General features: G+C 44.9%; 17 protein-coding genes. 8 read left to right on the top strand and 9 right to left on the bottom strand.

What is annotated here, in order from left to right; all coding sequences use genetic code 11:
* Window positions 1-8 precede the first annotated feature (8 nt).
* Complete coding sequence (locus tag R7O13_RS15560; protein ID WP_005394337.1) at window positions 9-1460, bottom strand: tetratricopeptide repeat protein; 1452 nt, start codon at window positions 1458-1460, stop codon at window positions 9-11.
* Window positions 1461-1717: 257 nt separating this feature from the next.
* Here R7O13_RS15560 and R7O13_RS15555 point away from each other — a divergent pair, with 257 nt between their 5' ends.
* On the top strand, window positions 1718-1954 hold the full coding sequence (locus tag R7O13_RS15555; protein ID WP_005380414.1) for a sulfurtransferase TusA family protein: 237 nt from the start codon (window positions 1718-1720) through the stop codon (window positions 1952-1954).
* A 1-nt stretch (window position 1955) separates the two neighbouring features.
* Complete coding sequence (locus tag R7O13_RS15550; RefSeq protein WP_005389843.1) at window positions 1956-3029, top strand: AI-2E family transporter; 1074 nt, start codon at window positions 1956-1958, stop codon at window positions 3027-3029.
* A 77-nt stretch (window positions 3030-3106) separates the two neighbouring features.
* Here the strand turns inward: R7O13_RS15550 and bcp are convergent, their stop codons facing one another.
* Window positions 3107-3577: a thioredoxin-dependent thiol peroxidase gene (gene bcp, locus R7O13_RS15545; RefSeq protein WP_005380418.1), complete on the bottom strand. Its 471-nt coding sequence runs from the start codon at window positions 3575-3577 to the stop codon at window positions 3107-3109.
* Between the two features lie 16 nt (window positions 3578-3593).
* A complete protein-coding gene (locus R7O13_RS15540; RefSeq protein ID WP_005380420.1) occupies window positions 3594-4136 on the bottom strand; it encodes a glycine cleavage system protein R in 543 nt (180 codons plus the stop codon).
* A 476-nt stretch (window positions 4137-4612) separates the two neighbouring features.
* Here R7O13_RS15540 and dapA point away from each other — a divergent pair, with 476 nt between their 5' ends.
* Together dapA and bamC are read left to right on the top strand one after the other, a co-directional pair.
* On the top strand, window positions 4613-5491 hold the full coding sequence (gene dapA, locus R7O13_RS15535; protein WP_005380422.1) for a 4-hydroxy-tetrahydrodipicolinate synthase: 879 nt from the start codon (window positions 4613-4615) through the stop codon (window positions 5489-5491).
* 80 nt (window positions 5492-5571) lie between these two features.
* A complete protein-coding gene (gene bamC / locus R7O13_RS15530) occupies window positions 5572-6591 on the top strand; it encodes an outer membrane protein assembly factor BamC (RefSeq protein ID WP_005380424.1) in 1020 nt (339 codons plus the stop codon).
* A 106-nt stretch (window positions 6592-6697) separates the two neighbouring features.
* Here the strand turns inward: bamC and R7O13_RS15525 are convergent, their stop codons facing one another.
* Genes R7O13_RS15525 through R7O13_RS15510 form a run of 4 tightly spaced genes read right to left on the bottom strand, consistent with a single transcriptional unit; the run spans window position 6698 to window position 9116 of the window.
* Window positions 6698-6901: a DUF2897 family protein gene (locus R7O13_RS15525; RefSeq protein WP_005380425.1), complete on the bottom strand. Its 204-nt coding sequence runs from the start codon at window positions 6899-6901 to the stop codon at window positions 6698-6700.
* Window positions 6898-7596: a M15 family metallopeptidase gene (locus R7O13_RS15520; protein WP_137282301.1), complete on the bottom strand. Its 699-nt coding sequence runs from the start codon at window positions 7594-7596 to the stop codon at window positions 6898-6900. Before R7O13_RS15520 ends, R7O13_RS15525 begins: the two co-directional genes overlap by 4 nt.
* 14 nt (window positions 7597-7610) lie before the next feature.
* Window positions 7611-8747, bottom strand: coding sequence for a succinyl-diaminopimelate desuccinylase (gene dapE / locus R7O13_RS15515; RefSeq protein WP_005380429.1), 1137 nt, complete (start codon window positions 8745-8747; stop codon window positions 7611-7613).
* 18 nt (window positions 8748-8765) lie between these two features.
* Window positions 8766-9116, bottom strand: coding sequence for an ArsC family reductase (locus R7O13_RS15510; RefSeq protein WP_171343220.1), 351 nt, complete (start codon window positions 9114-9116; stop codon window positions 8766-8768).
* Window positions 9117-9407: 291 nt separating this feature from the next.
* On the opposite strand from R7O13_RS15510, the gene R7O13_RS15505 reads away from it, so the two are divergent.
* Window positions 9408-9695, top strand: coding sequence for a winged helix-turn-helix domain-containing protein (locus tag R7O13_RS15505; protein ID WP_005380433.1), 288 nt, complete (start codon window positions 9408-9410; stop codon window positions 9693-9695).
* Between the two features lie 34 nt (window positions 9696-9729).
* On the opposite strand, the gene R7O13_RS15500 is transcribed toward R7O13_RS15505, so the two are convergent.
* Together R7O13_RS15500 and R7O13_RS15495 are read right to left on the bottom strand one after the other, a co-directional pair.
* Entirely contained in the window at window positions 9730-10062 is a 333-nt protein-coding gene (locus tag R7O13_RS15500) for a DUF4156 domain-containing protein (RefSeq protein ID WP_025768262.1), read from the bottom strand.
* A 3-nt stretch (window positions 10063-10065) separates the two neighbouring features.
* Window positions 10066-10419: a DUF2956 domain-containing protein gene (locus tag R7O13_RS15495; RefSeq protein ID WP_005380437.1), complete on the bottom strand. Its 354-nt coding sequence runs from the start codon at window positions 10417-10419 to the stop codon at window positions 10066-10068.
* A gap of 144 nt (window positions 10420-10563) precedes the next feature.
* Here R7O13_RS15495 and R7O13_RS15490 point away from each other — a divergent pair, with 144 nt between their 5' ends.
* From R7O13_RS15490 to R7O13_RS15480, 3 genes are all read left to right on the top strand, one after another.
* Window positions 10564-11049 (top strand): DUF2919 domain-containing protein, encoded by a 486-nt coding sequence (locus R7O13_RS15490; protein WP_318304325.1) that lies wholly within the window; start codon window positions 10564-10566, stop codon window positions 11047-11049.
* 46 nt (window positions 11050-11095) lie between these two features.
* Window positions 11096-11998 (top strand): Dyp-type peroxidase, encoded by a 903-nt coding sequence (locus R7O13_RS15485; protein WP_054576281.1) that lies wholly within the window; start codon window positions 11096-11098, stop codon window positions 11996-11998.
* A gap of 146 nt (window positions 11999-12144) precedes the next feature.
* A complete protein-coding gene (locus R7O13_RS15480; protein ID WP_005394321.1) occupies window positions 12145-13284 on the top strand; it encodes a flagellin in 1140 nt (379 codons plus the stop codon).
* The last annotated feature ends 263 nt before the right edge of the window (window positions 13285-13547 follow it).

Raw genomic sequence — 13547 nt, 5'->3', positions numbered from 1 at the left:
CCATTTCGTTATTGTAATGCCATGAATCGATCTCTTTGGATCATGAGTTGGTCGATACGGGCATCGTATCGTGCTTGCTCTAAGCTGCCCAACTTGGCCATTTTACTTGCTTCACTATAATATTGAATCGCTTTATTCCAATTTGCTCGCAATGCCAAAATTTCTGCTCGAGCAGCCAACTCTTCATCGCTACGCCCCAGCGCGTGGTAGCTCTTCGATATTAGGTGCCAGCCATTTGTATCTTCAGGATAGTCATGAGTGTATCTTTGAAGAACTCGCGTGGCTTGATCGTTTTTATTGTCCTCAAGTAGCGCATTGGCGTAGTTAATGGTCAATACTTTATTTTGAGGGTTACGAGATAACGCTTTGCGGAGCATCTCGGTTGCTTTTTCTGGCTGCTTCTTCTCGATGTATAAATCCGTCATAGCGTCCAAGTAAAACGGGTTACTTGGGTCTTGTTCCAGTAACTTTTTCAAAATTGGTTCCGCTTGAGATAAGCGTTTATTGTCTAAATGCACGAGTGCTCGACCATAATCAAAAGCAGGTGTAATGTCCGCAGAGGCTTTCTTTTGGGTTCTCTCAAACCAGCTCAGGGCGGCTTGTCCATCAATGCCAGCGTAACGAGCCACAATGCGCGCGCGAGCTAGATGATAGTCTATTGAAGGCACAACACGCATTGGAGGATAGGTTCTTGCTCGCGCACGGCTATCGGTAATTCGATCTTCAGGCAGAGGGTGAGTCAGGAGCATTGGTGGCGGTTTACTCGCATAACGATACTCATCAGCAAGACGGCCAAAAAACCTTGGCATTGCTTGAACATCAAAACCGGCTTTTGCTAGTGTCGAAATACCAAAGCGATCCGCTTCTTTTTCGTTTGCACGAGTGTAGTTGATTTGACTTTGCATGTTGCCCGCGGTTGCTGCTGTAATTGCAGCCATCCCCGCTTCGGGTGAGGCAATTGAAAGCAGTAGTGCCCCCGCAAGTGCGGCTAATGTGGCCGGAGAGCGGCGTGCTTGTTCTTCCATACTCCGAGCAAGATGACGTTGTGTGACGTGCGCTATCTCGTGAGCGACAACAGAGGCCAGCTCACTTTCTGAACGAGCATGAAGAAACAACCCAGAATGCAGCGCTACATAGCCACCAAAAAACGCGAACGCGTTGATATTACGGTCGCGAATCATAAAGAAGTGGAACGGCGTTTTTACATCATTCGCATTGGCCACTAATTTGTGCCCAAGAGAGTCAATATATTCATTGATGACAGGGTCATTAACGATAGGTTTACTGGCTCTGAGCATACGCATATAGGCGTCGCCATAAATCAACTCTTGGTCTATTGAAAGCGTGCCACCAGCAGCTGTGCCAATGTCTGGCAAGTCAATGCTATTGGCATAAGTTGTCGGCGAACTGATGGCAGCAGCAAGACATAAGCAAACTAGCGAGCGAGTGCGTTTTAACATACGTTTAAAAGGTTCTCCAAAATACATAAGCATGTGGTTACAGGTCGAGAGCCTATTAACAGCGCCACATACGTTTTGGTTATCCGTGAGGATATAAGCTAACAGTAAGACCGGAAATAAATGAATTGGTTTCGTAAATTATTTTACATCCGAGCTATTTCAGCATGTGGTTAAATCATGTCAGAAGTGCTAGCACCAGCTCAAAAAGCCGTTACAATACAACCCTATCATAAGTGCAGAGCAATACAATGGAATCCATGTTACTTGATTTGCGTGAGCAACGTTGTCCTATGGCACTGTTACTTGCAAAGCGTCATGCTGCTGAGGTCTTTCAAGGAGAAGCAAAGCAGTATCATCAACTTGTCATTCAAGTGGTGGACAACAGCTCTAAACGAGACATTGTGAACTATCTTAGTGCCCAAGGGTACTCGGTTGATTGCCAATCTACATCAGAGCACTACACATTGACTGTCTTCAATAAGGAATCCGCATAAGATGTTTGAAATGGTTAGTCGTTGGTATAAACGACGTTTCTCTGACCCTCACGCAGTAAGTCTCGTCGCGATCTTGCTGTTTGGCTTTATCACCATTTACTTCTTTGGACACTTGATTGCGCCATTACTTGTCGCGATCGTTTTGGCTTATCTACTTGAATGGCCAGTTGTCAAAATGTGTCGTATGGGCGTGCCGCGCACTTTGTCGGTTATTATCGTGATCTTGGTCTTTGTCGGGTTAATGTTAATTGCGTTGTTTGGCTTGGTTCCGACGATTTGGACTCAGGTCGGTAATCTAATTAACGATATTCCGAACATGTACAACGGGCTACAAAAGTTTATTGTCACATTGCCAGAGCGCCACCCTGAACTAGCCAATTTAGAAATAGTAGAAACCGTGGTGACGAACGCCAAAAACCAAGCATTGGGGCTGGGTGAAAGTGTCGTCAAAGGGTCGCTTGCTTCATTAGTTAGCATTGCAACGCTAGCGGTATATTTGATCTTAGTGCCACTTCTGATCTTCTTTTTGCTTAAAGACAAAGAAGAAATGCTGCGAATCGCAAGCGGTATTCTGCCGAAAAACCGTAAATTGGCGAATAAAGTTTGGCATGAAATGAACGAGCAGATATCAAATTACATTCGCGGTAAAGTGTTAGAGATTTTAATCGTGGGCGGTGTGAGCTACGTGACTTTTGCCCTTTTAGATCTTCGTTACTCGGCGTTGCTTGCCGTAGCCGTTGGTCTGTCGGTTTTGATTCCTTATATCGGTGCGGCGGCTGTTACTGTACCTGTTGCCATCGTTGGTTTGTTCCAATGGGGTTTAACGCCTCCGTTTTATTGGTTGTTGCTTGCTTACGGTATTATCCAGGCGCTTGATGGTAATGTCTTGGTTCCTGTTCTGTTTTCCGAGGCAGTAAACTTACACCCAGTTGCTATCATTGTGGCTGTATTAGTCTTTGGTGGGCTGTGGGGTTTTTGGGGGGTGTTCTTCGCCATTCCTTTAGCGACATTAGTCAAAGCCGTATGGCATGCATTACCAAGCACGGAAGAAAACGAACCTGTCGAACAAGAGTAGTTGTTACCAAAGGTACGATGGTTAAAAGAAAGCCCAGCAGTTTGCTGGGCTTTTTGTTTGTAGAAAAACAATAGCGTTTAAGCGTTTTCGTTTAAGTAGTTTAATACGACTTCGTGGTGATCTTTGGTTTTGAACTTGTTGAACACATGTTCGATCACGCCTTCTTCATTGATCAGAAAGCTAATGCGGTGAAGACCGTCGTATACTTTGCCCATGAATTTCTTTTCGCCCCAAACGCCGAACTGGTCAGCAACGGCATGGTCTTCATCAGAAAGCAGAGTGAAGTTTAAATCATCGCGCTCGATGAACTTGCCTAGACGCTTTACAGGGTCGATGCTTACGCCGAGTACCACCACGTTATGTGCATCGAGTTCAGCTTTGATGTCACGAAGGCCTTTTGCTTGTGTAGTACAACCCGGCGTCATCGCCTTAGGGTAAAAGTAGAAAAGTACTTTCTTGCCTTTAAAGTCTTCAAGAGAAACGGTATTTCCGTCTTGGTCGAGCAAAGAGAAGGCTGGCGCTGGCGAGCCTGCTGTCAGCGTATTCATTTTGATTTCCTTTACTTTATAGTGTGTTTTTAATGAAATTCAGAGAACCTTGTACGTTGAGCGACTTACAAAGTTCATCGAAGTCTTCTTGTAACTGCATCAAATTAAAATCCGCGCTTACAGATGCAGTAATCGCAATGTGAAACTGGTCAGAATCGAGTTGAATTTTCGACTTGCTGATGGTTTGCGCGCTAAGAGAGTCTAAACCAATCTGCTGATCAGCGAAGAACTTAGTAAATTTTTCAGTTAACCCAGGGCGGTCTTCAGACTCAATAAACACTTCCATGGTGTAGCTGTTATCGAGCAGTTCGTGCGCCGCTGTGCGTTTCATGATCGTAATAAGGTCATGTTCTTGGCCAAGCAGGGGCAATTGTGTTTCAACTCGAGTCACGCTGCTGGCGTTCCCAGTCAGGAGCATGATCAGCGTAAATTCGCTGCCAAAGATAGCGATACGGCTATCGACTATGTTACAACCAGCTTGAGTAACGAGCTGTACGACTTGGTTACAAATGCCTGGACGGTCCGTTCCAACTGCTGTAAGTACCAGATGTTGCTTCATAAATGAGCTTCTTGTCCTTTCTTCAATAGAGAGATGTTAGCACAGATATTGCGAAGAAATATCGAGCCAGTTCTTTTTTAGTCCATAAAAAAGCAGTCGGAGCTTGAGGGGAGTGGTGGGAAATAAACAGTAAATGCAGGCTATAGGATAAACAAAACGTTTGCATGATGTGCTTGCCTATTGTCTGGCCGTTTTATTCACTTAGATCTGACTTGGCTAACAAGACCAAAGAGTATATTTTCCTTGCTTGTGCTCTTCAGTATTTTCCAAATCACTGATAGATTCTAAAGTCACTCGAAAGCCCAACACGATTATCAATATTGCCGTTAATCAAACCAAATAGAGCAATTAAGTTGCTAGACCTCTAACAACTGATAATTATTCATTCATTTGTACTTTGTAAGCGAGTTTACGCTCTTGTGTTTTTCAATCGCATTACAGTACCATGCAGAAAGAGTTAAATGAGGGAGATAAACATGTTTTCAGGAAGTATCGTAGCGCTGATTACGCCATTCAAAGCAGATGGCGAAGTAGACTTTGACGGTCTGCAAAAGCTAGTAGAGTACCACGTTGAAGCGGGTACAGACGGTATTGTGGCAGTAGGCACAACAGGTGAGTCAGCGACACTGACCATTGAAGAGCATGTGAAGGTCGTTAATAAAACTGTTGAGTTTGCCGACGGTCGCATCCCTGTGATTGCTGGCACGGGTGCAAATGCAACCCATGAGGCAGTAACATTTAGCAAATTACTGGCTGATTCTGGTATTGCTGGCTTCCTGAGCGTGACACCGTATTACAACAAACCAACTCAAGAGGGTTTGTTTCTACATTACAAGGCAATTGCCGAAGCGAGTGATGTGCCTCTAATTTTGTACAACGTACCAGGCCGTACTGCTGTTGATATGCAGCCAGAAACAGTGGCACGCTTGTCAAAGCTTGATAATATCGTGGCTCTAAAAGATGCAACGGGCGATTTGGAACGAATTGCAATTCATCGTGAACTTTGTGGCGAAGATTTTATCTTACTAAGTGGCGATGATGCGACAGGGCTGGATTTTGTGAAACTTGGCGGCAATGGTGTTATCTCGGTAACGAACAATATTGCGGCTAAAGACATGGCAGACATGTTCCATTTGGCAAGTGAAGGTAAGTACGAAGAAGCAGAAGCGATTAACCAACGCTTGATGACTCTACACAAAAACCTTTTCATCGAAGCAAGCCCTATCCCAGTAAAATGGGCAGCGCAAAAGCTTGGTTTGATTGAAGAAGGTGGTTTGCGTCTTCCTTTAACTACGCTTTCTGAAAAATCGCAGCCGATCGTCGAGCAGGCGCTAACAGACGCCCATATTTATTAAGATTGAGCTATTAAGATTGAGTTACTAGGATTGAAGTTCATACTGGGGGCCAAGGCGCCCTCGGTGTTTTAGGAGTATAGATGAAGCTTTCAAGCCAGTTAGTGTTAAGTTCATTAGCTGTATTCGTATTGACTGCCTGTTCAGGTGGTGCCAATCAACGTCGTCAAGCAAAAGATGACTTCGAGTATTTGAACTCCCCAAATTTGGGTGAGTGGAATGTCCCACAGGGTGCACAGCCTCAGTTTTACCCTAACTACGAGATCCCTCAGGGTAACTACGCTGGTGGTGTAGGTAAAGATGTCGACATTCGTCCACCTCAACAAGTCCTAGAGCTTATTCCCGGTGCACGTTTGGACCGCAGTAGTGATGGTGAAGTGACACTTTGGCTACTTCGTAAAGATGAACTAGATAAAGTTTGGCAAACGGTGCAAAACATGGTCGCGGCTAACGAGATTCCAGTTGAAAGCCAAACAGACTCTCGCATCGAGACAGGATGGGTGACTTGGGATTCGCCAGATGAAGAGCTAGAAATTGGCAGCCGATATGAAATCGTACGCGCTGAAGCAAATGGTCGACACGGCTTTAAGGTGAGCCTTATTGACTGGCGTGAAGGCAATCAAGTGAAAGAAGTAACGGCGACCAACCGTGAGCGCTACAATGTATTCATGACGAACTTGGTCACCGCTCGCTACGACCAAGAAGTGCGTGAAGAAGCACAGCGTAAAGCGCAAGAGTTGGTTAAACAGATCCCAATCACAATGGGTAAAGACCGCAGCGGACTTCCTGTGATTATCGCGCGTGCGCAATACAACATGCTTTGGCAACGTCTGCCTAATATTCTACCTAAGATGGGCTTTAAGATTGAAGAGCGTAGCCAGTCTCAGGGCACAATCACTGCGAAATATGCGTCTCCGGATGATGAATTCTGGAACGATATCGGCGTTAAACCAGTGGAGTTAGCCGCTGGTAAGTACACATTCTTACTTGGTGATTTAGGCAACCGTACGTCTATCAATATCACCGACTCCTCTGGCAAGCCAGTAGAAGAAGAGTTTTTGAAATCACTAGCGCCTGTATTGGCTGCAACAGTGAAGCAGTAAACAAAGCGAGCTTAACGCGGCGTGTTTACTTAATGATAGAAAAGGGACCTAGTGGTCCCTTTTTTGATGTTTAGATTAAATGTGTCGAGATGAAGCTGGTGAGGAACTAACGAGGCTCGTTTTTGTTTTTATCTTCTTCAGCGTAGCGCTGTTTATCCAATGTGTTCAGCTTATCTAAATCGTTCTTACGGCTTTTATCCATCTGACCAAACTTCATTTTTGCGGTATATTTGAGTGCGGCAATATTACCAATGACCACGCTCAACACTACAATAATAATGACCCAAGGATTGGTTAGTATTTCTATCATAGAGCCTCCGGCGGCGTGATATTGTGAATAAATTTGGCAACGACGTTATCCAAATTATTCAGTATGACGTCAATCCCTGCAATGTTGTCGGTCTGATTTTGTTTAATCAACTGGCTTCTGAGTACATCAAGCGTCAACTGCTCGAGGCATTGCTGCCCGACAGCGCGGTGACTAATGTGCCAAGGCTCAATCGAAACGCCACCTAAATCATGCTGATAAGGGAAGAAGAAACCGAACCGACCAAGGTTGGCTTTTAACCATTGGTAGAACGCCTGCTGGTGGCCTTCAAGATACTCCCAAGGTTCCAACTTGAGTTTGGTGTCAGCAGGCAATAAATTGCGCGCATAGACATCAAAATCACAACCCCAATGATGACGACTTCCTCCGGGCAATGCCGACCAGCGCAAAATGGCCATCAATTTCTCTTCGTCATTTAACTCTGCTTTATTCAAAGGGCGGGAGTTGATGTCGAGAATTGGCAACTCACCAGAAAACTTCCCGTTCCAGATGGCTTTTTGGCGATTAAAGTCACGAAAACCACTGGCGATTTCCATTTTGAAACCTGCTTCTGTTGCCGCTTCAATCATCTTTAGCAGATCGTCAGCCACTTCAGGGTGGAGTAGGAACGCTTTTTGATCCACTAAAGTGGATTGAAGATGGGAATCAGTGATTCCGGTGAGTTGCTCTGGTGTCATTGTGTTCTCGCTGATTACTTCGCCAATAGGTGTTTCAACGTGTTTTCGTACATGTCCGTCAACTTTTCAAGATCGTCGACTTTCACACACTCGTTCACTTTATGAATCGTAGCGTTAACAGGGCCTAACTCTACGACTTGACCTCCCATTCGAGCAATAAAACGACCATCAGACGTACCGCCAGTTGTAAGTAGCGCTGGCTTCGTATCATTGACTTCGGCCACAGCAGCTACAACTGCGTCTAGCAGTGCGCCCGTATCGGTCAGGAATGGGTCACCGTTGAATGTCCATTTTAGGTCGTAGTCCAGCTCATGCTTGTCCAATGTTTCGGTAACACGCTGAACAATTGCGTCATTGTTAAGCTCAGTACTAAAACGTAGGTTGAACTGAACATGGAACTCGCCAGGAATAACATTAGACGCACCAGTGCCAGCCGATACATTCGGGATCTGGAAACTGGTCGGTGGGAAGTAATCATTCCCTTTGTCCCATTCTGTCGTCGCGAGTTCATGAATCGCGAGTAGAGACTCGTGCACTGGATTGCTGGCTAGGTGAGGGTAGGCCACGTGACCTTGTGTTCCTTTTACCGTTAAATCACCAGTGATGGATCCACGGCGTCCATTTTTCACTACATCGCCAACCACGTCGGTGCTGGATGGTTCACCAACAATACACATATCGATGTTCTCACCACGTTCCATCAACGTTTCTACAACGCGAACGGTACCATTGATAAATGGCCCTTCTTCATCTGACGTAATCAAAAAGCCAATTGAGCCTTTGTGGTCTGGGTTTTCTTCAATGAAGCGTTCGACAGCAACGACCATAGCAGCGAGTGACCCTTTCATGTCAGCTGCGCCGCGGCCATGCAAGTAACCATCAATAATGGTCGGTTCAAACGGATGTGTATTCCAGTGTTCCAATTTGCCAGCTGGTACCACATCGGTGTGGCCAGCAAACGCAAATAGCGGCGCTTCTGAACCACGTCGAGCCCAGAAGTTCGTGGTGTCTTCAAATACCATCACTTCAATTTCAAACCCGAGTGCTTTTAAGCGCTCGATCATCAAATCCTGACAACCTGCGTCTTCCGGCGTTACGGACTGTCTACTGATCAGATCTTTAGCAAGTGCCAATACTGGACTGTCTGTCATCCTTGAGTATTCCTTTATTTAAGAGTTGAAAATGCTAGCGTATTGATCAGCTTTAAAACCGATATGAAGTTGATCATTCACTTTTAAAATTGGGCGTTTAATCATCGCAGGGTTTTCTACCAAAAGAGCGATGGCGTTTTCCTCGTTAAGTGTGTCTCTCTGCTCTTGCGCTAATTGGCGGTAGGTTGTGCCACGTTTATTGAGCACCTGTTCCCAACCTAAAGCGCGACAAAATTCACTTACCATTTCTGCATCAATGCCTTGCTTACGGTAGTCATGGAAGTCGTAAGCAATATCCTCGGCTTCTAACCATTTCTTGGCTTTTTTGATCGTATCGCAGTTGGGAATACCAAACATGGTAATCGACATAGTGTTTCCTTTTTCTTTGTTCTATTTTTCACTGGCGCGGTTAAGACGCACTTAAGTGATTTGGGCTGTTAAAGCATCCTATCAAGAAGCAATCAAACTGACAAAATGCGGTGGAAAATATTTTCAGATAGATTGAGATAACTAATGTCACATAACTTATTTACGATGAATGCGCTATAAATCGAATAAAAATTCGTCTAAATCAAATGGAAAAGTCGAGTTATTGATCAAACGCAACACCTCGCTGAGCAAAAACGAAATAATGAATCAGCACAATTTTAGGAGGTGTCAATGGAATTGAGTCCTGTTTTTGCAAGGCGGCTATATTTGGCCTTGTTGGTGGAAAACCTAGAAAGGCCGAATGTGCCAAAGTTGATCGAAAAAACGGGGTGGCCTCGTCGTACTATTCAAGATGTACTCAAGGCGTTACCTGGGATCGGCATTGAACTCATATTCGTTCAAGATGGCCGACGTCATAATGACGGCTATTATCAACTTTCAGATTGGGGGCCTTTTGATAGCCAATGGGTTCTAGAGCGGGAGAGAGATATCGCTAGCAGTCTTGGATTTCGTGCATAAGCCAGCAATTGCTGGCTTTTTTCATATTCAGGCCTCATCCATTGCAGCGGTAGGCGGAACCCAGCACGCTAAATGAAGTGATAAAATCTTGTGGGGAAACCATAAAAACGGTGTCCGCATCGATAGCCGCTGCATTGTTTTTTAAATCGTTCATCGCGCCTTGCATCATCGCGTCATTAGTCATGAAAATGTAGTTATACCAATGGCCTTCACTTCCGGTGACTTCGCCTTTGTATTCGCATCGCTCAGGGTTGAATTGCGCGTCAATGCGAATATGAACATCTTGACTTTGAGCATGAGTAAGGTGAGAAGGCATCGTGCAACCCGTTAGAAGCACGACAAAAAGTCCAAGTAACAGGCGTTTCATTAGCTATTTCCCCAATACTATGTAAGCAGCAAAGCCAATCCAGCTCAGAACAAGTAGTGTCCAAGGCAGTTTGCTTGATGAATGGTTTGGCGCATCGTCGGTGATATTGTCTTGTTCGATAATCTCTTCATGCTGACGTTGTTTTTCACGTTGCTGTTTTTTCTTCGCTTTATCGGCTTGGCGGTTGCGCTCTTTTTGTTGTTTCTTATATTGCGCGATGCCTTTTTCGATACCTTGAGCGATAAGCTTGGTTTGCTCTTTGGTTTGCCCCGGTTTCTGCGTGGATTTGGCAATTCTCATCGCTTCGGCTTGAGTTTCTTGAGAAGGCACAGGGGTGGCAGGAGTTCTTTTTTTCATGTTTCTCATCAACGTCGCTGTAAATCTTTGTTTAGTTTACCTGTGTAAGGTGCTGAAATGAACTTCAGTTCTCATCTTTGTTGGCTTGCAACTCTGAAACGATAGGTTAAAGTGACGTTTTTATCACATAAAGAAGAAGATGTTGTGCGCTATTCGTTTGACCAATATGACGCCCATGGATTTTTAAAGGCGCCGATCATTTTATGGGTGGGATGGATGTTTCTTGTGCGTTCATGGGTGGTGTTTGCCATGGCTGGTGTAAGTCGTGATAGTGGCAGTAAGCTACTCGCTATTGTTTACCCAGATTCAAGTACGTTGTATTTAGGTTTGGCGATGGGCATTCCAAGTTTGCTTCTTATGTGGTTAATGGGGCTTCGTCGTCCCGACAGAGGATGGGTAAACAGAATTACTCGCTATGGTCGCGAGATCACTTTGATCTTGTGCGGTATTCAACTTGCTCAGACCATGTATCATGTGTACCTAGAACATGGAGTGTTTAATTGGGCAAACGCCCTTACCATTACCTTATTAGCTTGGTTTATGATCTATCTTCTAAATGGAAGATGGGTAAAAGACTGTTTTCATGTGCCACAATTGGCGCACGATGAACAGCAGCATTCAAAGAATTAAAAACAATAACTTCCCACTCTGGGGCAAAGTAATAGAGGAAACCTCAATGTCACAAGCTCAAACGGCGATCGTGCCAGAAGCCGGGCCATTTGCACTGTACACTCAACTCAAAGTGAACCAAAACCGTGAAAACGTATTAGAAAAACTGAAAGCACTACCAAAGTTGGTGGAAGAGTTAAACATTACCCAGCCGGGTGCAGCGCTGACGCTTTCTATCGCATTCACAAAATCGTTTTGGGAACACCTTAATGTAGACGCGCCAGAAGAGCTTATTGATTTTACTCAACTTGGCGAAGGTGACATCGTTGCTCCAGCAACAGACGTAGATGTACTGATTCACTGTCACTCGACTCGTCACGACTTGCATTTTTACGTGTTGCGTAAGTTCCTAGAAGAGACGGCACAAGATGTCACCATTGTGGACGAAACATATGGGTACCGTTACCTTGATGCTCGTGATATGACAGACTTCATTGATGGCACAGAAAACCCGAAAGGGGAGGCTCGCGCTGATGTGGCTCTAGTAAAAGAGGGCCCATTTGCTGGAGGCAGTTATGTTATGGCTCAGCGCTTTGAACATAACCTTGCCGCTTGGAATCGATTGAATGTCAAAGCGCAAGAAAAAGTGATTGGTCGTACCAAGCCAGACTCTATCGAGCTAGAAGACGTTCCTGCTGCATCACACGTTGGTCGAGTTGATATCAAAGAAGAAGGTAAAGGTTTGAAGATTGTTCGCCACAGCTTACCATACGGGACGGTGACCGGAGCTCACGGTCTGTTGTTCATCTCTTACTGCAATACACTTCATAACATTAAAGTGATGCTAGAAAGTATGTACGGCGTAACAGATGGTAAAACAGACCAAATGCTTCGTTTCACAACAGCGGTAACAGGTGCGTACTTTTTCGCTCCTTCGCAAGAAATGCTCGCAGAGCTAGCCATCAAGTAAGTTCTCAGACTTTATTTCTTAAGCCCTCCAATTAGAGGGCTTTTGTTTTCTATTTCTATTCCAATCTCTTTTCAAAAAACACTAAACTTTTCTGTTACTTGGTCGATAAGTATCCAAAGCCTTAATTTATTTGGAGTCTGTGTCTCGTGGCGATCACCGTTAATACCAATGTGGCAGCACTCGTCGCACAGCGTCATTTGACCAGTGCAACTGACATGCTGAACCAATCCATGGAGCGTTTGTCTTCAGGGAAGCGTATTAACAGCGCAAAGGATGACGCTGCGGGTCTGCAAATCTCCAAGCGCTTGCAATCGCAAATGCGTGGTTTAGATGTTGCGGTTCGCAACGCGAATGACGGCATTTCCATCATGCAAACTGCGGAAGGCGCGATGAATGAGGTGACCAATATCATGCAACGTATGCGTGATTTGTCGCTACAGTCAGCCAATGGTTCAAACAGCAAAGCGGAGCGCACTGCACTGCAAGAAGAAGTGTCTGCTTTAAATGATGAGTTAAGTCGTATTGCAGAAACCACATCTTTTGGTGGACGTAAATTGCTGAATGGCACATTCGGTACATCGTCTTTTCAAATCGGAGCAACGGCTGGTGAAGCGGTACAAATTGGCCTGCGGACCATGCAGCCGGAATCTTTAGGTAGCTTTTCAATGAGCTCATATCAAAGAGTCAGTTCAGATTGGACGGTTCAAAACGGAAATAATGAAATTGTTATCAGCTACCGTGATAACAATTTTGAAGAGCAGGAGATCCGTATTGAAGCTAAAGCTGGCGACGATATAGAAGAACTCGCGACTTACATTAATGGGCAAACCGATAAAGTGAAAGCGTCTGTTAATGAGGAGGGGCAACTGCAGTTACTCATGTCCCACAAGGACGCCATAAAATACCCTGGACCAACCTTCAGTGGTGGCCTGGCTGATGAGTTAGAACTTGGCAAGTATGTCACCGTAAATAGAACGGTAGATAGTATTGATATTAGCACGGTCGGTGGCGCTCAGATGGCGGTCGGAATTTTAGATGATGCTTTGAAAACGGTAGATGGCAGTCGTGCGGAGTTAGGCGCGTATCAAAACCGCTTTAATCACGCGATCAATAATCTCGATAACATCCACGAAAACTTAGCTGCTTCCAACAGTCGTATCCAAGACACTGACTACGCGAAAGAAACCACGCAAATGGTGAAGCAGCAGATTTTGCAGCAGGTCAGTACTTCTATTCTTGCACAAGCAAAACAAGCGCCCAACCTAGCATTAACTTTACTTGGCTGATGAACGGCCTTGCCCGAATTTAACGTAAAACCTGCCTGTATCGACAATTCGAAAAGAAGCTTTAGCGAAAAATGAAAGTTTTTTGCTTTTTTATCCGCTTTGTCACGATTACCCCTCCAAACGAATTATTTTCAAAAAAATCCAAAATTTTCTCTAAAGAAAACAGGGCATGCGCCGTTAATAAAAGTAACTTTGAGAGAACTACTTGGTTTTCCGAGACGTCGGAAACCGCTACACCGGAAAATCAATTGGAGAAATCACCA

The sequence above is a fragment of the Vibrio sp. Y176 genome, assembly GCF_033438945.1.
Note: the sequence above shows the minus strand (reverse complement) of the source record. Positions and strands in the feature narration are given on the sequence as shown.

Excerpts from the sequence above, each read along its gene's own strand:
- R7O13_RS15560 (WP_005394337.1), bottom strand. The coding sequence starts at position 1,460 with ATGTTAAAACGCACTCGCTCGCTAGTTTGCTTATGTCTTGCTGCTGCC.
- R7O13_RS15555 (WP_005380414.1), top strand. The coding sequence starts at position 1,718 with ATGTTACTTGATTTGCGTGAGCAACGTTGTCCTATGGCACTGTTACTT.
- R7O13_RS15550 (WP_005389843.1), top strand. The coding sequence starts at position 1,956 with ATGTTTGAAATGGTTAGTCGTTGGTATAAACGACGTTTCTCTGACCCT.
- bcp (WP_005380418.1), bottom strand. The coding sequence starts at position 3,577 with ATGAATACGCTGACAGCAGGCTCGCCAGCGCCAGCCTTCTCTTTGCTC.
- R7O13_RS15540 (WP_005380420.1), bottom strand. The coding sequence starts at position 4,136 with ATGAAGCAACATCTGGTACTTACAGCAGTTGGAACGGACCGTCCAGGC.
- dapA (WP_005380422.1), top strand. The coding sequence starts at position 4,613 with ATGTTTTCAGGAAGTATCGTAGCGCTGATTACGCCATTCAAAGCAGAT.
- bamC (WP_005380424.1), top strand. The coding sequence starts at position 5,572 with ATGAAGCTTTCAAGCCAGTTAGTGTTAAGTTCATTAGCTGTATTCGTA.
- R7O13_RS15525 (WP_005380425.1), bottom strand. The coding sequence starts at position 6,901 with ATGATAGAAATACTAACCAATCCTTGGGTCATTATTATTGTAGTGTTG.
- R7O13_RS15520 (WP_137282301.1), bottom strand. The coding sequence starts at position 7,596 with ATGACACCAGAGCAACTCACCGGAATCACTGATTCCCATCTTCAATCC.
- dapE (WP_005380429.1), bottom strand. The coding sequence starts at position 8,747 with ATGACAGACAGTCCAGTATTGGCACTTGCTAAAGATCTGATCAGTAGA.
- R7O13_RS15510 (WP_171343220.1), bottom strand. The coding sequence starts at position 9,116 with ATGTCGATTACCATGTTTGGTATTCCCAACTGCGATACGATCAAAAAA.
- R7O13_RS15505 (WP_005380433.1), top strand. The coding sequence starts at position 9,408 with ATGGAATTGAGTCCTGTTTTTGCAAGGCGGCTATATTTGGCCTTGTTG.
- R7O13_RS15500 (WP_025768262.1), bottom strand. The coding sequence starts at position 10,062 with ATGAAACGCCTGTTACTTGGACTTTTTGTCGTGCTTCTAACGGGTTGC.
- R7O13_RS15495 (WP_005380437.1), bottom strand. The coding sequence starts at position 10,419 with ATGAAAAAAAGAACTCCTGCCACCCCTGTGCCTTCTCAAGAAACTCAA.
- R7O13_RS15485 (WP_054576281.1), top strand. The coding sequence starts at position 11,096 with ATGTCACAAGCTCAAACGGCGATCGTGCCAGAAGCCGGGCCATTTGCA.